The 15,745-nt window shown below is 45.7% G+C and carries 14 protein-coding genes and 2 tRNA genes; 9 read left to right on the top strand and 7 right to left on the bottom strand.

Features of this window, described 5'->3' with window-relative positions:
* Nucleotides 1–30: 30 nt before the first annotated feature.
* Nucleotides 31–468 (bottom strand): YbaN family protein, encoded by a 438-nt coding sequence (locus E2B99_RS13905; protein WP_134245865.1) that lies wholly within the window; start codon nucleotides 466–468, stop codon nucleotides 31–33.
* Between the two features lie 355 nt (nucleotides 469–823).
* On the opposite strand from E2B99_RS13905, the gene argG reads away from it, so the two are divergent.
* A complete protein-coding gene (gene argG / locus E2B99_RS13900) occupies nucleotides 824–2,164 on the top strand; it encodes an argininosuccinate synthase (protein WP_134245863.1) in 1,341 nt (446 codons plus the stop codon).
* 69 nt (nucleotides 2,165–2,233) lie between these two features.
* Here argG and E2B99_RS13895 read toward each other — a convergent pair whose 3' ends face one another.
* On the bottom strand, nucleotides 2,234–3,490 hold the full coding sequence (locus E2B99_RS13895) for a GGDEF domain-containing protein (protein ID WP_134245861.1): 1,257 nt from the start codon (nucleotides 3,488–3,490) through the stop codon (nucleotides 2,234–2,236).
* A 182-nt stretch (nucleotides 3,491–3,672) separates the two neighbouring features.
* Between E2B99_RS13895 and pyrC the strand changes: the two genes are divergently transcribed.
* The 6 genes from pyrC (at nucleotide 3,673) to E2B99_RS13865 (ending at nucleotide 8,811) form a co-directional block, all read left to right on the top strand.
* The gene (pyrC, locus tag E2B99_RS13890; protein ID WP_134245860.1) at nucleotides 3,673–4,707 is read left to right on the top strand and encodes a dihydroorotase; all 1,035 of its coding nucleotides are present in this window, start codon (nucleotides 3,673–3,675) and stop codon (nucleotides 4,705–4,707) included.
* Nucleotides 4,704–5,357, top strand: coding sequence for a ribonuclease T (rnt, locus tag E2B99_RS13885; protein ID WP_134245858.1), 654 nt, complete (start codon nucleotides 4,704–4,706; stop codon nucleotides 5,355–5,357). Before pyrC ends, rnt begins: the two co-directional genes overlap by 4 nt.
* Before the next feature lie 115 nt (nucleotides 5,358–5,472).
* Nucleotides 5,473–5,548: transfer RNA gene (locus E2B99_RS13880), tRNA-Glu, on the top strand.
* Nucleotides 5,549–5,790: 242 nt separating this feature from the next.
* Nucleotides 5,791–7,014 carry an acyltransferase family protein gene (locus tag E2B99_RS13875; protein ID WP_166739060.1) on the top strand — a complete coding sequence of 408 codons (1,224 nt, stop codon included), beginning with the start codon at nucleotides 5,791–5,793 and terminating at the stop codon, nucleotides 7,012–7,014.
* Between the two features lie 303 nt (nucleotides 7,015–7,317).
* Nucleotides 7,318–8,118, top strand: a complete 801-nt coding sequence (locus E2B99_RS13870; RefSeq protein WP_134245854.1) for a PRC and DUF2382 domain-containing protein — start codon at nucleotides 7,318–7,320, stop codon at nucleotides 8,116–8,118.
* A 162-nt stretch (nucleotides 8,119–8,280) separates the two neighbouring features.
* Nucleotides 8,281–8,811, top strand: a complete 531-nt coding sequence (locus tag E2B99_RS13865; protein WP_134245852.1) for a YsnF/AvaK domain-containing protein — start codon at nucleotides 8,281–8,283, stop codon at nucleotides 8,809–8,811.
* Nucleotides 8,812–8,867: 56 nt separating this feature from the next.
* Here E2B99_RS13865 and E2B99_RS13860 read toward each other — a convergent pair whose 3' ends face one another.
* The 3 genes from E2B99_RS13860 to E2B99_RS13850 all read right to left on the bottom strand — a co-directional run bounded on the left by E2B99_RS13860 (nucleotide 8,868) and on the right by E2B99_RS13850 (nucleotide 12,643).
* The gene (locus E2B99_RS13860) at nucleotides 8,868–9,833 is read right to left on the bottom strand and encodes a TerC family protein (RefSeq protein ID WP_134245850.1); all 966 of its coding nucleotides are present in this window, start codon (nucleotides 9,831–9,833) and stop codon (nucleotides 8,868–8,870) included.
* Nucleotides 9,834–10,224: 391 nt separating this feature from the next.
* Entirely contained in the window at nucleotides 10,225–11,280 is a 1,056-nt protein-coding gene (locus tag E2B99_RS13855) for a DUF475 domain-containing protein (RefSeq protein ID WP_134245848.1), read from the bottom strand.
* A gap of 163 nt (nucleotides 11,281–11,443) precedes the next feature.
* The gene (locus tag E2B99_RS13850; protein WP_240687849.1) at nucleotides 11,444–12,643 is read right to left on the bottom strand and encodes an NADH:flavin oxidoreductase/NADH oxidase family protein; all 1,200 of its coding nucleotides are present in this window, start codon (nucleotides 12,641–12,643) and stop codon (nucleotides 11,444–11,446) included.
* Nucleotides 12,644–12,974: 331 nt separating this feature from the next.
* On the opposite strand from E2B99_RS13850, the gene E2B99_RS13845 reads away from it, so the two are divergent.
* Both E2B99_RS13845 and E2B99_RS13840 read left to right on the top strand, forming a co-directional pair.
* Complete coding sequence (locus E2B99_RS13845) at nucleotides 12,975–14,372, top strand: amino acid permease (protein WP_240687845.1); 1,398 nt, start codon at nucleotides 12,975–12,977, stop codon at nucleotides 14,370–14,372.
* 92 nt (nucleotides 14,373–14,464) lie between these two features.
* Nucleotides 14,465–14,537 (top strand) — tRNA-Arg (locus E2B99_RS13840).
* Nucleotides 14,538–14,893: 356 nt separating this feature from the next.
* Here the strand turns inward: E2B99_RS13840 and E2B99_RS13835 are convergent.
* Nucleotides 14,894–15,085, bottom strand: coding sequence for a hypothetical protein (locus E2B99_RS13835; protein ID WP_134245844.1), 192 nt, complete (start codon nucleotides 15,083–15,085; stop codon nucleotides 14,894–14,896).
* A gap of 8 nt (nucleotides 15,086–15,093) precedes the next feature.
* Nucleotides 15,094–15,336 carry a hypothetical protein gene (locus tag E2B99_RS13830; RefSeq protein ID WP_134245842.1) on the bottom strand — a complete coding sequence of 81 codons (243 nt, stop codon included), beginning with the start codon at nucleotides 15,334–15,336 and terminating at the stop codon, nucleotides 15,094–15,096.
* Nucleotides 15,337–15,745 lie beyond the last annotated feature (409 nt).

The raw sequence follows: 15,745 nt of genomic DNA, 5'->3' as shown, positions 1-15,745 counted from the left end.
TTCTTAAGCTATTCATTTAGTCAGTAAAGTCTAAAGTTTTGGTGCTGGTGGCGTGTCTGTATTGGGGTTGGCTGGAGTAAGCACCATGAGTTCATGCTTGGGTTCAGGGCGCGTCCACATCCACACGGCCACCATTAGCATCACAGTATCGGTAAAAACCTTCACCCAGAACGGCGCGTTGGTAAGCCACATCAGGCTGCCACTGGTCAGCATCATGAGTGTTGCAATCACCTTGGCCTTGCGTGGAATGGTTTTATGCGCACGCCATTCACGGATCAGATGCCCATATTTAGGGTGACTGGTAAGCCAGTGATCCAGTGCCGGCCAGCCTTTGGACGCTGCCCATGCCGCCAGAATTAAAAAAACAGTGGTGGGCAAGCCCGGCAGCAATGCACCAATAAATGCCAGGATCAGAAAAATAATGACCAGACTACGCCAGAATAGAGTGTGCCAAAACGAAGTACGCATTTTTTACTGCTATTGAAACCCAAGGAATTAATGTCAAACTAAAACACTGATTTTGTACGCTCAAGTATAGTCTAATTTCAGCATAAGTTATTTTTGTCACCAGAACTGGCAAAAAACTGCGCATCATTTTAACTGTGTTGATTCATTTTATGACTTGGTTAACTACACTTAATATGCACATTTAGCACTTTTTATTGATATTGGCCTAAAAGCACTTTGTCAGATGGTCTGGTGTTTAAGATTATTTTTCGTAAAAACAGTTGAATGAAAAGTGATATAATGCGGCCAATGGCCAATACAAACTCACCAAGACTACCCCAACGGGTGTCTTTTTTTTATGACGTTAGGATTCGCAATGTCTGATAATGCAACAATCTTGCAGAATGTACCAATAGGCAAAAAAGTTGGTATTGCTTTCTCTGGTGGTCTGGATACTTCGGCAGCTTTATTGTGGATGAAGCAAAAAGGCGCAGAGCCGTATGCCTATACCGCAAATCTGGGTCAGCCTGATGAAGATGACTATGATGCCATTCCCAGAAAAGCAACCAGCTATGGTGCAGTTAAAGCACACCTGATTGATTGCCGCTTGCAACTGGCACTTGAAGGCATTGCTGCAATTCAGTGTGGCGCTTTCCACATCAGCACCGGTGGTGTACCTTATTTTAATACCACGCCACTGGGCCGCGCAGTCACTGGCACCATGCTTGTGACTGCCATGAAAGAAGATGATGTTAACATCTGGGGCGATGGCTCAACCTACAAAGGCAATGACATTGAGCGTTTTTACCGCTATGGCCTGCTGACCAATCCTAACCTGAAAATCTATAAACCGTGGCTTGATCAGACCTTTATTGATGAGCTGGGTGGCCGGGCCGAGATGTCGCAGTTTTTGATCGACAACGGCTTTGACTACAAGATGTCAAAAGAAAAAGCCTACTCCACTGATTCCAATATGCTGGGTGCCACCCACGAAGCCAAAGACCTTGAGTACCTGAATGCAGGCATCAAGATTGTTGAGCCAATCATGGGCGTGGCGTTCTGGAAAGATGACGTTGTGATCAAGCCAGAACAAGTGACGGTGCGTTTTTCCGAGGGCATGCCAGTTGCCCTAAACGGCCAGACCTTCAGCAATCCGGTTGAATTGATTTTAGAAGCCAACCGTATTGGTGGCCGTCATGGTCTGGGCATGTCTGACCAGATTGAAAACCGCATTATTGAAGCCAAGTCGCGCGGGATTTATGAAGCACCGGGTATGGCGCTACTGCACATTGCCTATGAGCGTCTGGTGACTGGTATCCATAACGAAGATACCATTGAGCAATACCGTATTAACGGCCTGCGTCTGGGACGTTTGCTGTATCAGGGTCGCTGGTTTGATTCGCAAGCGCTAATGTTACGTGAAACTGCCCAGCGCTGGGTAGCCAAGGCCATTACTGGTGAAGTAACGCTTGAGTTGCGCCGAGGTAATGATTACACCATCATGAACACCGAATCGCCTAACCTGACCTATGAAGCTGAACGCCTCACCATGGAAAAAGGTGATTCCAAGTTCACGCCGATGGATCGTATTGGCCAGCTCACCATGCGCAATCTGGACATTACGGATACACGGGCCAAGCTGGGTGTTTATACGCAGGCTGGCTTACTGTCGATTGGTCAGGGTTCTGCTATTCCGCAGCTTAAAAACAAGCAATAAGTTGTTTTTATTGTGGTAATCACCCGCTTAAAGCTGGCCTTAGTGTTCAGCTTTAAGCGGGTTTATTATTTATAGGGTTGCACCAAAGACCCGTACCAGATGACGACCATCTGATTTTGCCTGATACACTGCTGAATCAGCCTGTGCAATCAATTGCGTTTCGGTCATATCAGCTTCACCAGACCAGGTGGCTACACCAATACTCAAGGTCAAATATTTACCAATCAGTGAAGCACTGTGTTCAACTTTTAAATCATCGACGGCTTTCATAATATTATTGGCTACCACCTGCGCTCCACTGGACGGAGTATTTGGCAGTAGCAGGATAAATTCCTCGCCGCCATACCGCGCTGCCATATCCGAGCTGCGCCGCATATGGTTTTTAAGTACCTGTGCCACTTTAACCAGTGCATCATCTCCTTTAAGATGACCATAGGTATCGTTGTAGTTTTTAAAGCAATCAATATCGACAAACACCAGTGACAATGGCTCACCGGAACGCTCTGCCCTATCCCACTCCGTATGGATGGCTTCATTAAAATAGCGACGATTATACAAACTGGTCAGCGGGTCTTCATTGGACAGACGGATCAGCTCATTGCTCATCAGTTTGGAGTGCAGCTTATCCAGTTCTAACAGGCGGGCTTGCAGAAAACTGATACGCTCCTTGCCAATAATGCTCTGGCTGACAAAAAATCCAATAAAATTACTGAAGATGACCGAATAAAAATACAGCATCGGATCAAATTTCTCTCCCATTAAGCACAGGATGGGTAGTGGCAACAACCCTGCAATCAGGCAGGTAAACCACAGGATCAAGGGTCGGGTTCCAGTTAAAAAATAAATCAGCATATAGACAAACACGACAATATAACCACCCTGCTGGGTTAGGCGTGGTTCTTCATATTGCACGGTTAGAAAACTGCTAAAGAAAATCCCAATAAAGCTGACCCCAATAATAAAACGCTGAAAATAGGGGGTTAAACCGGGAATGCTGGCAATGACTGGCAGGGTTGCCAGACACACTGCGCCGTTTAAATACATGAGAAACCAGATCAGGATGTCATGCAGGCGGTGCGACTCATCAGCAATTAAATAAATACTGGGAAAAGTGATTAATCCAACCACAAAATAAATGAGTACACCCAGCGTCGCAATATTGCGGATCATTTGCAGCGAGCGCTGGGCCAGTGATTGCCAGAACAGGGCCTCTAAACTTTCCGGAAAAGGACGGCTAATCCGCCGGCGGTCTGCCAGCAGCTTGCGGATAAACTGATCCTCTTGAAGCATGTCCTCGGGCAAGGCAGCAGTAGCAGGTTTAATCACTTAAGCTCTCGTTGTCATACACGTTAATACTTTAGCCATCAAATGTTCCCTATGTGAATTTTATATTTGAGCATTTATTCAAATATAGGTTCACACTATCAAGACTAGATATCTTCCTGCAAGTCATTCCGTCATTTCGATAATTGAATTATCATTGGGTTTTTAAGCAAAGATGTTGAACTTTGAATACTCTTACCATCACCCGTCCTGATGATTGGCATATTCATCTGCGTGACGGTGCTGCACTTGCGCATACGGTGCCAGCCGCTGCCCAGCATTTTAATCGACTGATTTGCATGCCAAATCTGGTGCCGCCAGTTCGCAGCGTTGAGGAAGCAGCTGCCTACCGTGACCGGATTATGGCCCATGCACCACAAGGCAGTGCTTTTGATCCGCGCATGGTGCTGTATTTTACTGATGCAACACCAGCTTCTGAAATTGCCAAAGCCAAAGCTACTGATTTCATGCAGGCTATCAAGCTGTATCCGGCAGGTGCTACCACCAACTCACAAAATGGCGTGAGTGATATTCGCAAAGTATATTCGGTGATTGAGCAGCTTGAGGAGCACCAGTTCCCGTTATTGCTGCACGGCGAAGTCACCCATAATCACGTGGATATTTTTGACCGTGAAAAACGTTTTCTGGATGAAGTACTCGCGCCCATGCTGCGCCAGTTTCCCAAGCTCAAGCTGGTACTAGAGCATATTACCACCAGTGAAGCTGCACATTTTGTACTGGAACAGGGCCGCAACGTGGCTGCAACCATTACGCCGCAACATCTTTTGTTTAACCGCAATCACATGCTGGTTGGTGGGATACGTCCGCATTTTTATTGTCTGCCGATCCTAAAACGCCAAAAACACCAAACAGTCCTGCTGGAAGTAGCCACCAGCGGCAACCCCAAGTTTTTCCTGGGTACTGACAGTGCACCGCATGCACAGGATAAAAAGGAAAATGCCTGTGGCTGTGCCGGTTGTTACACGGCGCCAATTGCCCTGCAACTGTATGCTGAAGCCTTTGAACAGGCTGGCCGTCTGGACAAGCTGGAAGGTTTTGCCAGCCATTTTGGGGCAGACTTCTACGGCCTGCCGCGTAACACTGAAAACATTACCCTGATTAAACAGGATTATCAGGTGCCGGCTTCCTATCCATACATGGATAATCAGGCGCTGGTGCCTTTACGTGCCGGTGAAACCCTGCCGTGGAGTATTCAATGACCACGCCGCCGGATGGCCAGCCAATCATTGGCCAGCGCTTTCGCGGCTTTTTGCCGGTAGTGGTCGACGTTGAAACTGCTGGCTTTAATGCACAAACCGATGCCTTGCTGGAAATTGCCTGCATTCCCATTATTTATGATGAAGCAGGCCGGTTTATGCCGGGAGAAGCCCTGCATGCACACTTACATCCGTTTGAAGGCGCAAAGCTGGATCGTCGTTCACTGGATTTTACCGGCATTGACCCGTTTAATCCGATGCGCATGGCCATTGCCGAAGATGAAAAAATGGCCCTAAAGCGCATCTTTAAACGCCTAACCGAAATTCGCCGTGAGCAAGGTTGCACCCATTGTATTCTGGTAGGCCACAATGCGCACTTTGATCTGGGCTTTTTGCAAGCAGCAGTGGCACGTACAGGCACCAAGAACCAGACACCGTTTCATAGTTTTTCAGTGCTGGATACCGTGACTTTGGGTGCTGTTGCCTATGGGCAAACTGTTCTGGCGCGTGCCTGCCGTGCTGCCAACATTGAGTTTGATGGCAAGGAAGCTCACTCTGCGCTATATGACACGCAAAAAACGGCTGAACTGTTTTGTCATATTTTGAACAGTTGGCCGCAGATGCTGCTTGACACTACAGAGCAGAATCCCTAATATGTGCGCACGCCTGAAGACGCTGTAAGAAATTTGAAACATGGCAGCGTCACAAAACAGATAGCTATGCTATCTGAATAAATGTTAAATAAACATTTAATATCAGGTCGGCCTCGTCCCTATCGTCTAGAGGCCTAGGACATCGCCCTTTCACGGCGGTAACCGGGGTTCGAATCCCCGTAGGGACGCCATATTCGATTCCGCTATCTTTTTAGATGGCAAATCACAAAAGCCCAGTCAAATATGATTGGGCTTTTTTCATTTCAGCGCTTTGAATTTCAACTTTTATTGCTATTCTAATCAGCTGATTCATTTGAATAATTGATTAACCTGCTTTATCTGGATCATTGGCAGCTTTGTAACAAAACTATAATGCGCCATGCAGCCTGAATCCCTACAATGCGCTCAGCCAAAAATCAGTGTTGAGTTTTACATGCAGCATAAAGTCGCCGCCGCAGAAGGAATCCGGGGTATCGCCTGCTTTATGGTGGTGTTTTCTCATTTATCATTGTCATTTTTCCCTTACCTGCATTCCTTTGACCAGTACCACCTGACAGCCTACCCGCTAGAACTGGCAATTCACCACTCACCGTTTGCATTTTTTTATTCTGGGACAGCAGCGGTTTACATCTTCTTTGTGCTTAGTGGCTATGTGCTGAGCTATGCCATCATGAATAGTCGGAATCCACTGCAAAAAATCCAGTCCATGACCATCAAGCGCTTTCCGCGCCTGATGCTCCCTGCACTTGGATCATGCTTACTGTTATGGCTGGCGTTTCATTATCTGCAGCCTTCGGGTCAGTATGTTTCCGAATGGATTGATGTGCTGGGTGAAGAAAATCCAGGGCCATTAAGCAATGCCTTTTTTGATGGCGTGGTGCGTACCTTCTGGTATGGCTGGAGCCAGTATAACTGGGTACTCTGGACCATGAAGTTTGAACTGGTGGGGTCACTGCTGGTGTTTGCACTGCTCTACGCACGCTGCAAAAAAATTACATGGTATATCATACTGCCGCTAACCCTAATTGCCAGTTATCTCATGCTACGCATGATGCCTTTTCATATGAATGATTTGCTACAGGCCTCCTGGCTGGATATTTTAGAAAATAATCTGGAAATGCTGTGCTTTTTGCTGGGTATGCTGTGCTTTTTCAGGTTTCGCAGGCTTGGCAATTTTACGGCGTTTGGCCTGCTGACATTTGGCCTGTACTGCGCCGGTGTGCATGATAACAGTCCGTTCTATGCGTGGCTAAACCCGTGGCTGGATCACCGTACCTACAATCTGCTTAACTTCATGGCTGGGCCGCTGGTCGTTGCAGCCATACTCATGAATGAAAAACTGGCCAGCCTGTTTTCCAAACGGATTCCGGTTTATTTGGGGAAAATTTCCTTTGCAGCTTATCTCAACCACTTATTGCTGATCTATGTGCTTGGCTTGCCCTTGTTTAATTATTTGCATCACGCTAGCCATTTGAGCTATGCCGCCAATGCCCTGCTCACTTGTGCAGTGGTCATTGCAGCAACCATTATTCTTTCTGAACTGTATTACCGTCTAGTGGATCAAAAATCCATCCAGTTAGCCAATGCACTGGCTCATTTATATTTCAAAATAACAATCAGTAAACGAACCCGCTTTTATAGAACTGGCCGACAATAAGTGCTCATAAAAATGTGGTGTTAATTATTGCTATACGTTGTTGCTCTTGGACTTTCCTATAGCTGGCTTTTCGATACTCAAAATAACGTGAATGAGTACTAGTTAACAAAAGCGTCCTAAAGGCTTACTACTCTTTTAGTCAAATTCTTCTAATTTAAAGCTTCTGATCAAGCCAGCAAGACCTTAAACAGCACACACTGGTATCTCGTCATCATGTCCGCTGGTCTTGGTTCAGTGCGAATATACGACCATTTTTAAAGATGGTATTCCCCTTGAATGCATTAGTATAGAAGGAACAACCCCATGAATCAGTTAGTTCGCTTAAAAGACATTCAAACCAATTACCACTCAGAACTGGGTAATGATTATTATGACCCACATGGCCGCACGGTATATGGCGCTAATAATGAAAAAATTGGCAAAATTGATGGTGCACTGGTAGAAGAAGGCACTGGCAAAATCCGTTATTTTATCGTTGATGTGGGTGGCTGGTTTAGTAGCAAGCAGGTTTTGATTCCAGCAGGTTTTGCAGAATTTCGTGGTGATGATGAAGTCTATATCAACAGCCTTACCCGTGATTATGCTGAAAACCTGGAAAGCTATGATGAAAATCGTGGTTATCAGTATGATGATGTCAAGGCGCAGGATCAGCGTGTTTTCGGCAATGCATTTGCTGATACCAATGTCGATAATCACAGCAAATATTATGATTCCCCAACCAAACTGGAATTGCTGGAAGAACGCCTGATTGTTGGCAAGGATCGTTATGTGGCGGGTACGCTTGCAGTTGGCAAACGTGTCGTGAGCAATGAGCAGTCGGTCAATGTTAATCTGGAAGAAGAAGAAGCGTTTATCAACCGTCATCCTGTAGACAATCGCCCTACTGATCGTGAAATTGGAGCAGATAGCCGTACCATTTCGGTAGAGCTGGAAGCAGAGCGCGCCAATGTTGATAAAAAAGCCTATGTGGTAGAAGAAGTGGAAATTGGTAAAACCGCGCATCAGCACCAGCAAACAGTGACTGATACCGTAAAACGTGAAGAACTGGATATCCAGAAAACTGGCGATGTTCATCCAGTGGATGATGCTAAAAATCCCCGTTAACTTGAAAAGTTCATTGCCTTGATAGTCAGTCATCAGGCTTATGGCAAAAAGCCGCTATCGTGAATAAACCCTTCACGATAGCGGCTCTGATTTTGCTGTGAAACACCGTAAGTGAGTGGTCAATACCTCTATCTTAATCAAGCACAAGCACTGGTAAATCCTATGTCTTCCTCTCAAGAATCAAATAACACGGCATTTCCTCCCGGCGCAGTCACTCAAACCACAGAAAAACGTACTTCAGAACAGCCTCATAGTATAGACCGCATGGAATTGCTGGCAGAAAAAGCAGACATACACATTGAAAAACAGGCCACGGGTCGGTTACTGCTCAGAAAAGTCGTGCGTGAACAGACTGTGCAAATTCCTGTTGTCTTGACTGAAGAAGTACTAGTCATTGAGTATCAGGAAAACACGGTGCATACCGATTCAACCCTCTACCCCGGGCATACGGCCTCCATCCTGTTAAATGGCGAAACCCTTACACTAAATCATAACCAGAGTATTGAAGTGCCTGTTTATCGCGAAGAAGCCGTCATTCATAAAAAAGTAGTGATCACTGAACAGGTGGATATTGGCAAGATAACCCGGCAGCGCACCGTTACTCACAGCGTGGAACTACGGCATGAAGAACTGGACATTGAAGAACAGCATAACCAGCCTGCAAATGTTGAGCCGTCTGACCCCAAAAACTAAAAAGGCACAGTGGCGTTTTGCGTCAACACTGTGCCCACATGCTATGGTGGGTTAGATTATTTTTCGCCGGGTGTTAAATGCTTGGCATGTTGCCATGACAGCCATGCCGTAATGGTCAGCACCACACCAATAAAGCCTAAAGATGCTGCAATCGGCACATGGTACACGTCCAGCAATAGCATTTTAATACCAATAAACGTCATGATCACGCCAAGGCCATACGGTAGGTAATACATCTTGGCTGCTGCACCAGCCAGCAAAAAGAACATGGCACGCAGGCCTAGAATGGCCAGTAAATTGGCGCTTAACACAATAAATGGATCGGTTGTTACCGCAAAAATGGCCGGGATTGAATCCACTGCAAAAATCACATCGGAAAATTCAACCAGAATCAGCACCACAAAAAGTGGTGTTGCCCAGAGCAGCCCATTTTCCCGTACAAAAAACTTGCCCTCGCGCAGGGTTGGTGTAATGCGCATGTGACCGCGTAGCCACTTCAGCAGCTTCATGTTTTCAATATCAACTGGCTCGTCGTGCCCACCTTTTAAAAACTTAATACCGGTATATACCAGGAACGCGCCAAATATATACAAAATCCACGAAAATTCCTGAATCAGCCAGGCTCCGGCAAAGATAAAAATCGTACGCAGGATAATTGCACCCAGCACCCCATACAGCAGGACGCGGCGCTGCAATGCAGGCGGCACGGCAAAGGCAGCAAAAATCATTAGCCAGACAAACACGTTATCAATCGCCAGCGATTTTTCCAGTAGATAACCGGTCACAAATTCAAGCGTTTTCTGGTTGGCAATGGCAGTACCAACCTCACCATTCAAATACCACCACAAGCCACCGGCAAACAGGCCGGATACCCCCACCCATGCGGCACTCCACAGCGCCGCCTGCCGGATAGGTACGGGTTCATGGTCTTTTTGCTTAAAGCCCAAAAAGTCAACCAGTAGCATGACTGCCACAATTGCAAAGAAAATGGCATAAAGCCAAAAATTGCCAATGGATTCCACAATAATCCTCCAGTTTAGACAACAGGCCCTGCTTTTTAGGAATAAAAAAACCCTGACCTGTCGCCTGATCAATTAAGTCAAACAACATGAGTCAAGGTCTTGCCTATACTGTCAAACCGGAGCGCTTTTGCTCCAGTGGCAATATCCATCTACCGACTTTATGGCTGTGTACAACCGATAAAGCGTATTGACGATAGCTGGCGTGGGTGAGGCTACTCCCCTTGTGCAGCCAGTGCGTTCATTCACACTGTGCTGCAATAATCTTTAAAGGCATTTTGGCACAATCGCCTAAAGCCCGCAACTTAATGTCATCCGCTAGCTTAAGCCAGTCTTTAAAACAGTTAATTAAATCAATTATTCATTAATTTGCCGGGCCTTAACTTGCAGGACTTTAGTTTACAGGGTCATGACTAGCCTTACGACGGTGCACAATGGAAGCCCACAATGACCAGCCAATAAATGCCACACCAATCAGGCCAGTAACCAGCTCTGGAATATGGAAATGCATGGACATCAGCATAATAATGGCCAGCGCTCCAATGGCATAATGCGCGCCATGTTCCAGATAAATAAACTCATCCAGTGTGCCTTTTTCTACCAGATAAATGGTCATGGAACGCACAAACATGGCACCAATGGCAAGGCCCAGCATGATAATCACCACATCACTGGTAATGGCAAATGCGCCAATCACGCCATCAAAACTAAAGGATGCATCCAGTACTTCCAGATAGATAAATCCGGCAATGCCACCACGCTGTACGGCCTTGCCAATATCAACCCCATCTTCGGCGTCATGACTTTCACCTTCCAGAATACTGCTGAGCAAATCAACCGCCTGATACACCACAATGCCCCAGATCCCGGCCATAAACACGGCAAACTGCATATTTTCCGGCACAATACGCAGTGCAGCAATAAGGGCAAGCAAGGCGACCAGCGTGGCAGCCGTGCCAGAGCGGCCCAGAATGCTCAGCTTGGTTTCCAGCCAGTGATACCAGTGCACTTCCTTATCGGCATCAAACAGGAAATTTAAAAACACCAGCAACAGGAACATGCCACCAAACGCTGCAATCTCAGAATGATGTTCCATTAGTTTGGCAGAGTAAGTCTTGGGGTCATTTAGTGCCAACTGGGCCACTTCAACCATACCCATGTCGGCAGTCACCGCCACAATGACCAGCGGGAACACCAGCCGCATGCCGAACACAGCGATAATCATCCCCACCGTTAGAAACAGGGTTTTCCAGAACTGGTCCCAATGTTTCAAAATGGAAGCATTGACCACAGCATTATCAAAAGACAGCGACACTTCCATCACCGCCAGAATGCCTACAATAGCCAGTGCTGAGAATGCCGTGGACATTGATCCGTGTGACAGCCCCCACCAGAACGCGAGTCCCAGACAGACAAATGAAAAAATAAATGAAAAACGAAAATGTTGCATGCAAAATTCCAGACAAAGCTTTAAGCGTTAAATGGCAACTAAAGATTGCACGCAGAATAGCCGAAGCCTTTTGCAAAATGAAGTTATAAAAACAAAAACGGCACTTCAAAAGTACCGTTTTCATTGACTTAAGATTAAATTAAGTTTGGGCTATAGCAAAATATCAGGCACGCAAACGGGTACGGCGCTGCAAAACCGCCTTGATATTACCACGCGCATAATTGGCCAATACCAACAGCGGGCTTAGGTTGGGCTTGGGCTTTTTGCCTTGACCAATGGCCTTGAATTGCGCTGCATACCAGATCACTTCCATCACTGCCATTTTGTCCAGCATTGGCACGCCCGTTTTAATTGGTTTAACCGCGTAGCGTACACTAGCATTTCCGGCCAGCAAATGATCCGGTGCATCGGTTTCTACAGCAAGCGGACGGGCAATGCCAATGAAGTCACAGGCACCACTTTGCAGCGCACCATCCATCCCCTGACGGGTTCTAAAACCACCAGTGACCATCAGGGCGGTTTTTACTTCCTGACGGATTTTTTCAGCAAACTCAAGGAAATAAGCTTCACGCTCTACAGTGCTTTGTTTCACTGCTTCACCACGCTTCTTGCGCTTGGCTCCGGCCATGGCAGGTGCTTCATAAGTACCACCGGAAATTTCAATGAAGTCGATGCCTTCAGCATCAATGGCACGGAACACCGCAATGGCATCTTCTTCGCTAAAACCACCGCGCTGGAAATCCGCCGAGTTGAGCTTGACGCTCACAATAAAGTTGTCGCCAGTTTGCTTGCGCACCTCACGGTACACCTCCAGCAAAAAGCGCATACGGTTTTCAATACTGCCACCCCATTGATCCATGCGCTGGTTGGTTAAGGGCGATAAAAACTGGCTAATCAGATACCCATGCGCGCCATGCAATTGCACGCCTTCAAAACCCGCTTTTTTGCAAATGCGTGCAGCATTACCAAAGCGCCTGATAATATCCAGAATTTCGGCTTCGGTTAATGCGCGTGGCGTACCAAAAAATGTAGACAGTGCCGGGCTAAACGGAATGGCCGAAGGTGCTACGGTTTCCTTGTTCAGGCCTTTTGGACACTGGCGTCCCGGATGTGACAGTTGCACCAGCTGGATCATATTATATTGCTTGCCAATATTGGCCCACTGGGTCAGGGCTGGCAGGTCATGCTCATCTTCAATCGCCACGACACCGGGTTCATTCTTGGCGTTGATATCGACCATCACATTGCCAGTAATGGAGCAACCTAGACCACCCTGCGCCCAGGTTTCATACAGTTTCAAATGCTTGTCATTGACTTCACCAGCTTTATTGGCTAGGCCTTCACTCATGGCACCCTTAATCATGCGATTCTTGAAATTAAAGCCTTGCAGGTTATAGGTGCTTGCAATGGTGGTGCTATTGTTAGCATTGTTGGTGCTGGTACTCATCATGATCTCGCTATTGTGTTAATTGCCCGGCTATCAGGTCCGGTTCAAGTTTATTCGTAAGTTGGTTGGCCGGTTTTGATTGTAGAGCGTTTTTTATTTTTGACAATACTTCATGTCAAAAATTTAGCGTCATGCCGATATTACCTTTTCAAATACCCATCGTGCAAAAGTGTACTGTTTAAGCGCTGTCAATCCGTTTATCATAACCGGTTAATGACCTGCCTTTTTGTACACCTCAGGAATTCATGTGAGCAACTCCCCTGCACCACAGTTAAAACGTGGTTTAAAAAATCGTCATATCCAGCTAATTGCCATGGGCGGTGCGATTGGTACAGGCCTGTTTCTGGGTTCAGCCGATGTGATCGCCTCGGCTGGGCCATCGGTGATTCTGGGTTATGCCATTGGTGGCCTTATTGCTTTTTTAATCATGCGTCAGCTGGGCGAGATGATTGTCCATGAACCAGTGGCCGGGTCATTTAGCCATTTTGCCTATCAATACTGGGGCAAGTTTCCGGGTTTTCTGGCCGGCTGGAATTACTGGATGCTGTATATTCTGGTGGCAATGGCCGAGCTGACTGCTGTGGGGAAATACATTAATTACTGGTGGCCACAAATTCCGTCATGGCTGTCCATTTTGTTTTTTTACCTGATTATCACGGCCATTAATTTAACCAACGTGAAATTTTACGGCGAATCGGAATTCTGGCTGGCCATTATTAAAGTCGCAGCTGTGATTGCCATGATTGTATTTGGGTGCTATTTGCTGCTCACCGCGCCTGCTAATTCAATTTCACATATTAGCAACCTGTGGTCACATGGCGGGTTTTTTCCCAATGGCTTTGATGGCCTGTTTTACATGCTGGCATTTATTATGTTTGCCTTTGGCGGCATTGAACTGATTGGCATGGCGGCTGCCGAAGCGGATGATCCGCAAAAAACCATTCCCAAGGCTATTAATCAGGTGGTGTACCGGGTACTGATTTTTTATATTGGTTCGCTCACCGTACTGCTATCACTCGTGCCGTGGAACCAGCTGGAAATTGGCAGTCTGGACAAAAGTCCCTTTGTGATGATTTTTAGCCAGCTTGGCATTGGCTGGGCGGCCAATCTGCTGAATTTTATTATCTTAACCGCAGCGCTTTCAGTCTATAATAGCGGCATGTACGCCAATAGCCGCATGTTGTATGGTCTGGCAAAACAGGGCAATGCGCCTAAAATGTTTTTGAAAGTGAACCGCCAGGGTGTGCCAGTCACTGCGGCTCTGCTGTCGGCTGTACTGATTTTTGGCTGTGTGCTGCTCAATTACTTTGTACCGGAAAAAGCCTTAAGTCACCTGATGTACATTGTGATTGGTGCACTGGTGCTCAACTGGGCCATGATTAGCTTGACGCACCTGAACTTCAGGAAATTCGTGCAGCGCAACAATATTGCCACCAGCTATCCGGCCCTGTTTGCCCCGTTAAGTAACTGGCTGTGTCTGGGCTTTGTGCTACTGGTATTGTATATCATGTGGCAAAAGCAGTTTCAGGAATCGGTAATTATGATTCCGGTGTGGATCGGCTTAATGTATGTGCTGTTTAGAACGCTGGGCTTAAATCAAAATTTGAATCAGGGTGCGGATCAGGATAGCAGCGCCCCATATTAAAATCTGGCTTAAATACGGCAAAGTGGCTGAAAAAAGCTGAATTTTATGGTTTAATTTCGCCGCGCAGTTTGAATCAGACTGCGCCGTCTGATGCGCTCTTAGCTTAACTGGATAGAGCAGTTGCCTCCTAAGCGACCGACGTGGGTTCGAGTCCCGCAGAGCGCACATTAATAATGCGATTATGATGCTTTTACGCTAGTGCTGATACTATAAATGACTAAAGTCATTATGCACTTATCGATGCACCCATTAGCACCTTTAGTTTTTCATTTGATATTTACTAGAATCTCTGAGCACTATTTGGCCTGTTGTGATGTTCCCATCCGTGATTAAAGCCATTGGTGCATTACTCATCTTAGGTATGGTCGCACTGCTGAGTTTATGAAGCAGCCGATAGAAAGAGGCAATAAACAAAGGCTGAGTACTTTGCTCAGCCTTTGTTTATTAAAAAATTTTGATTACACTTTCAGGCTTACCGAGGCTTATTCGCATCCTCCTCATTCCATAAACTATAAGATTTATTATTTCCATATTTTAATTACTTTATCTGTAGCATCAAAAAGATCATATGCTAAAAATTCTTCGTAAATAAACTCATAATTGCGTCTATGATAGTCTAGCTTTCTAATTTCCTGTTTGGTTAATTTCTGTCTTTCTTCTTCTGTGATGGGATTCCACACTTTTACACAATAAGTTCGTTCTGATTTCATCATGAGATTCCCTATTTAAATGGGGCTAAGCAGGCACCACTATTACAAAATTCGCCAATCGTTGTAGACCCTTCTCCAAGATTCATCAAGCGATTAATTTCTGGTGGATTTAACTTAGTGTAATCATAAATATAAACGCCCTCTGTGTTTCCGAAACTCTTAACGTCATCTAAAAATATTCTATAATCCAGCTCTTCTACTGCGCCATTTAGAAGACCATGTACTTCTGAAATAATGTGCCCTTCACAAAACATGATGTCGCGTTAGGCGATTTATTTTCTAATTGATCTTTATTAGAGACACTATCAATCATCATTTTACCCATGGGTTCACCAGATCATTATTTGCTACATTGATTTATCAGTTTGCTAGACTTTCAATGGGGCTTTTAGCATTACCATCTCTAGATAAAAGCACCCGTTATACTTCTCCTTTAATTTAATTTCATCCATTCATAAAATATTAAAAATTAATAGCTTAATTTAATAAATTATGCAGTAATAATTCTTGGAGTTATAAGGAAAATTATTAATCAGTGCTTCGTTAAAAAGCCTATAATTTTTATGGTGAGCCATCCCTAAAAAACGCTAGAATATCGCCATATACATCGTCAGTTAACGATCCGACATTCTGCGATGTAACCAGACATGCCATCGGCAATTG

Origin of the sequence: Alkanindiges illinoisensis (assembly GCF_004377485.1) — a bacterium.
In the GTDB taxonomy this organism is placed as follows: domain Bacteria; phylum Pseudomonadota; class Gammaproteobacteria; order Pseudomonadales; family Moraxellaceae; genus Alkanindiges; species Alkanindiges illinoisensis_A.
The sequence above is the reverse complement of the archived record's forward strand: the minus strand, read 5'-3'. Positions and strand labels throughout refer to the sequence as shown.

What these genes read in the sequence shown, in the direction of transcription:
- argG (WP_134245863.1), top strand. Translation starts at nt 824, where the DNA reads ATGTCTGATAATGCAACAATCTTGCAGAATGTACCAATAGGCAAAAAA.
- rnt (WP_134245858.1), top strand. Translation starts at nt 4,704, where the DNA reads ATGACCACGCCGCCGGATGGCCAGCCAATCATTGGCCAGCGCTTTCGC.
- E2B99_RS13855 (WP_134245848.1), bottom strand. Translation starts at nt 11,280, where the DNA reads ATGCAACATTTTCGTTTTTCATTTATTTTTTCATTTGTCTGTCTGGGA.
- E2B99_RS13835 (WP_134245844.1), bottom strand. Translation starts at nt 15,085, where the DNA reads ATGATGAAATCAGAACGAACTTATTGTGTAAAAGTGTGGAATCCCATC.
- E2B99_RS13865 (WP_134245852.1), top strand. Translation starts at nt 8,281, where the DNA reads ATGTCTTCCTCTCAAGAATCAAATAACACGGCATTTCCTCCCGGCGCA.
- E2B99_RS13905 (WP_134245865.1), bottom strand. Translation starts at nt 468, where the DNA reads ATGCGTACTTCGTTTTGGCACACTCTATTCTGGCGTAGTCTGGTCATT.
- E2B99_RS13870 (WP_134245854.1), top strand. Translation starts at nt 7,318, where the DNA reads ATGAATCAGTTAGTTCGCTTAAAAGACATTCAAACCAATTACCACTCA.
- E2B99_RS13830 (WP_134245842.1), bottom strand. Translation starts at nt 15,336, where the DNA reads ATGTTTTGTGAAGGGCACATTATTTCAGAAGTACATGGTCTTCTAAAT.
- E2B99_RS13875 (WP_166739060.1), top strand. Translation starts at nt 5,791, where the DNA reads ATGCAGCATAAAGTCGCCGCCGCAGAAGGAATCCGGGGTATCGCCTGC.
- E2B99_RS13850 (WP_240687849.1), bottom strand. Translation starts at nt 12,643, where the DNA reads ATGATTAAGGGTGCCATGAGTGAAGGCCTAGCCAATAAAGCTGGTGAA.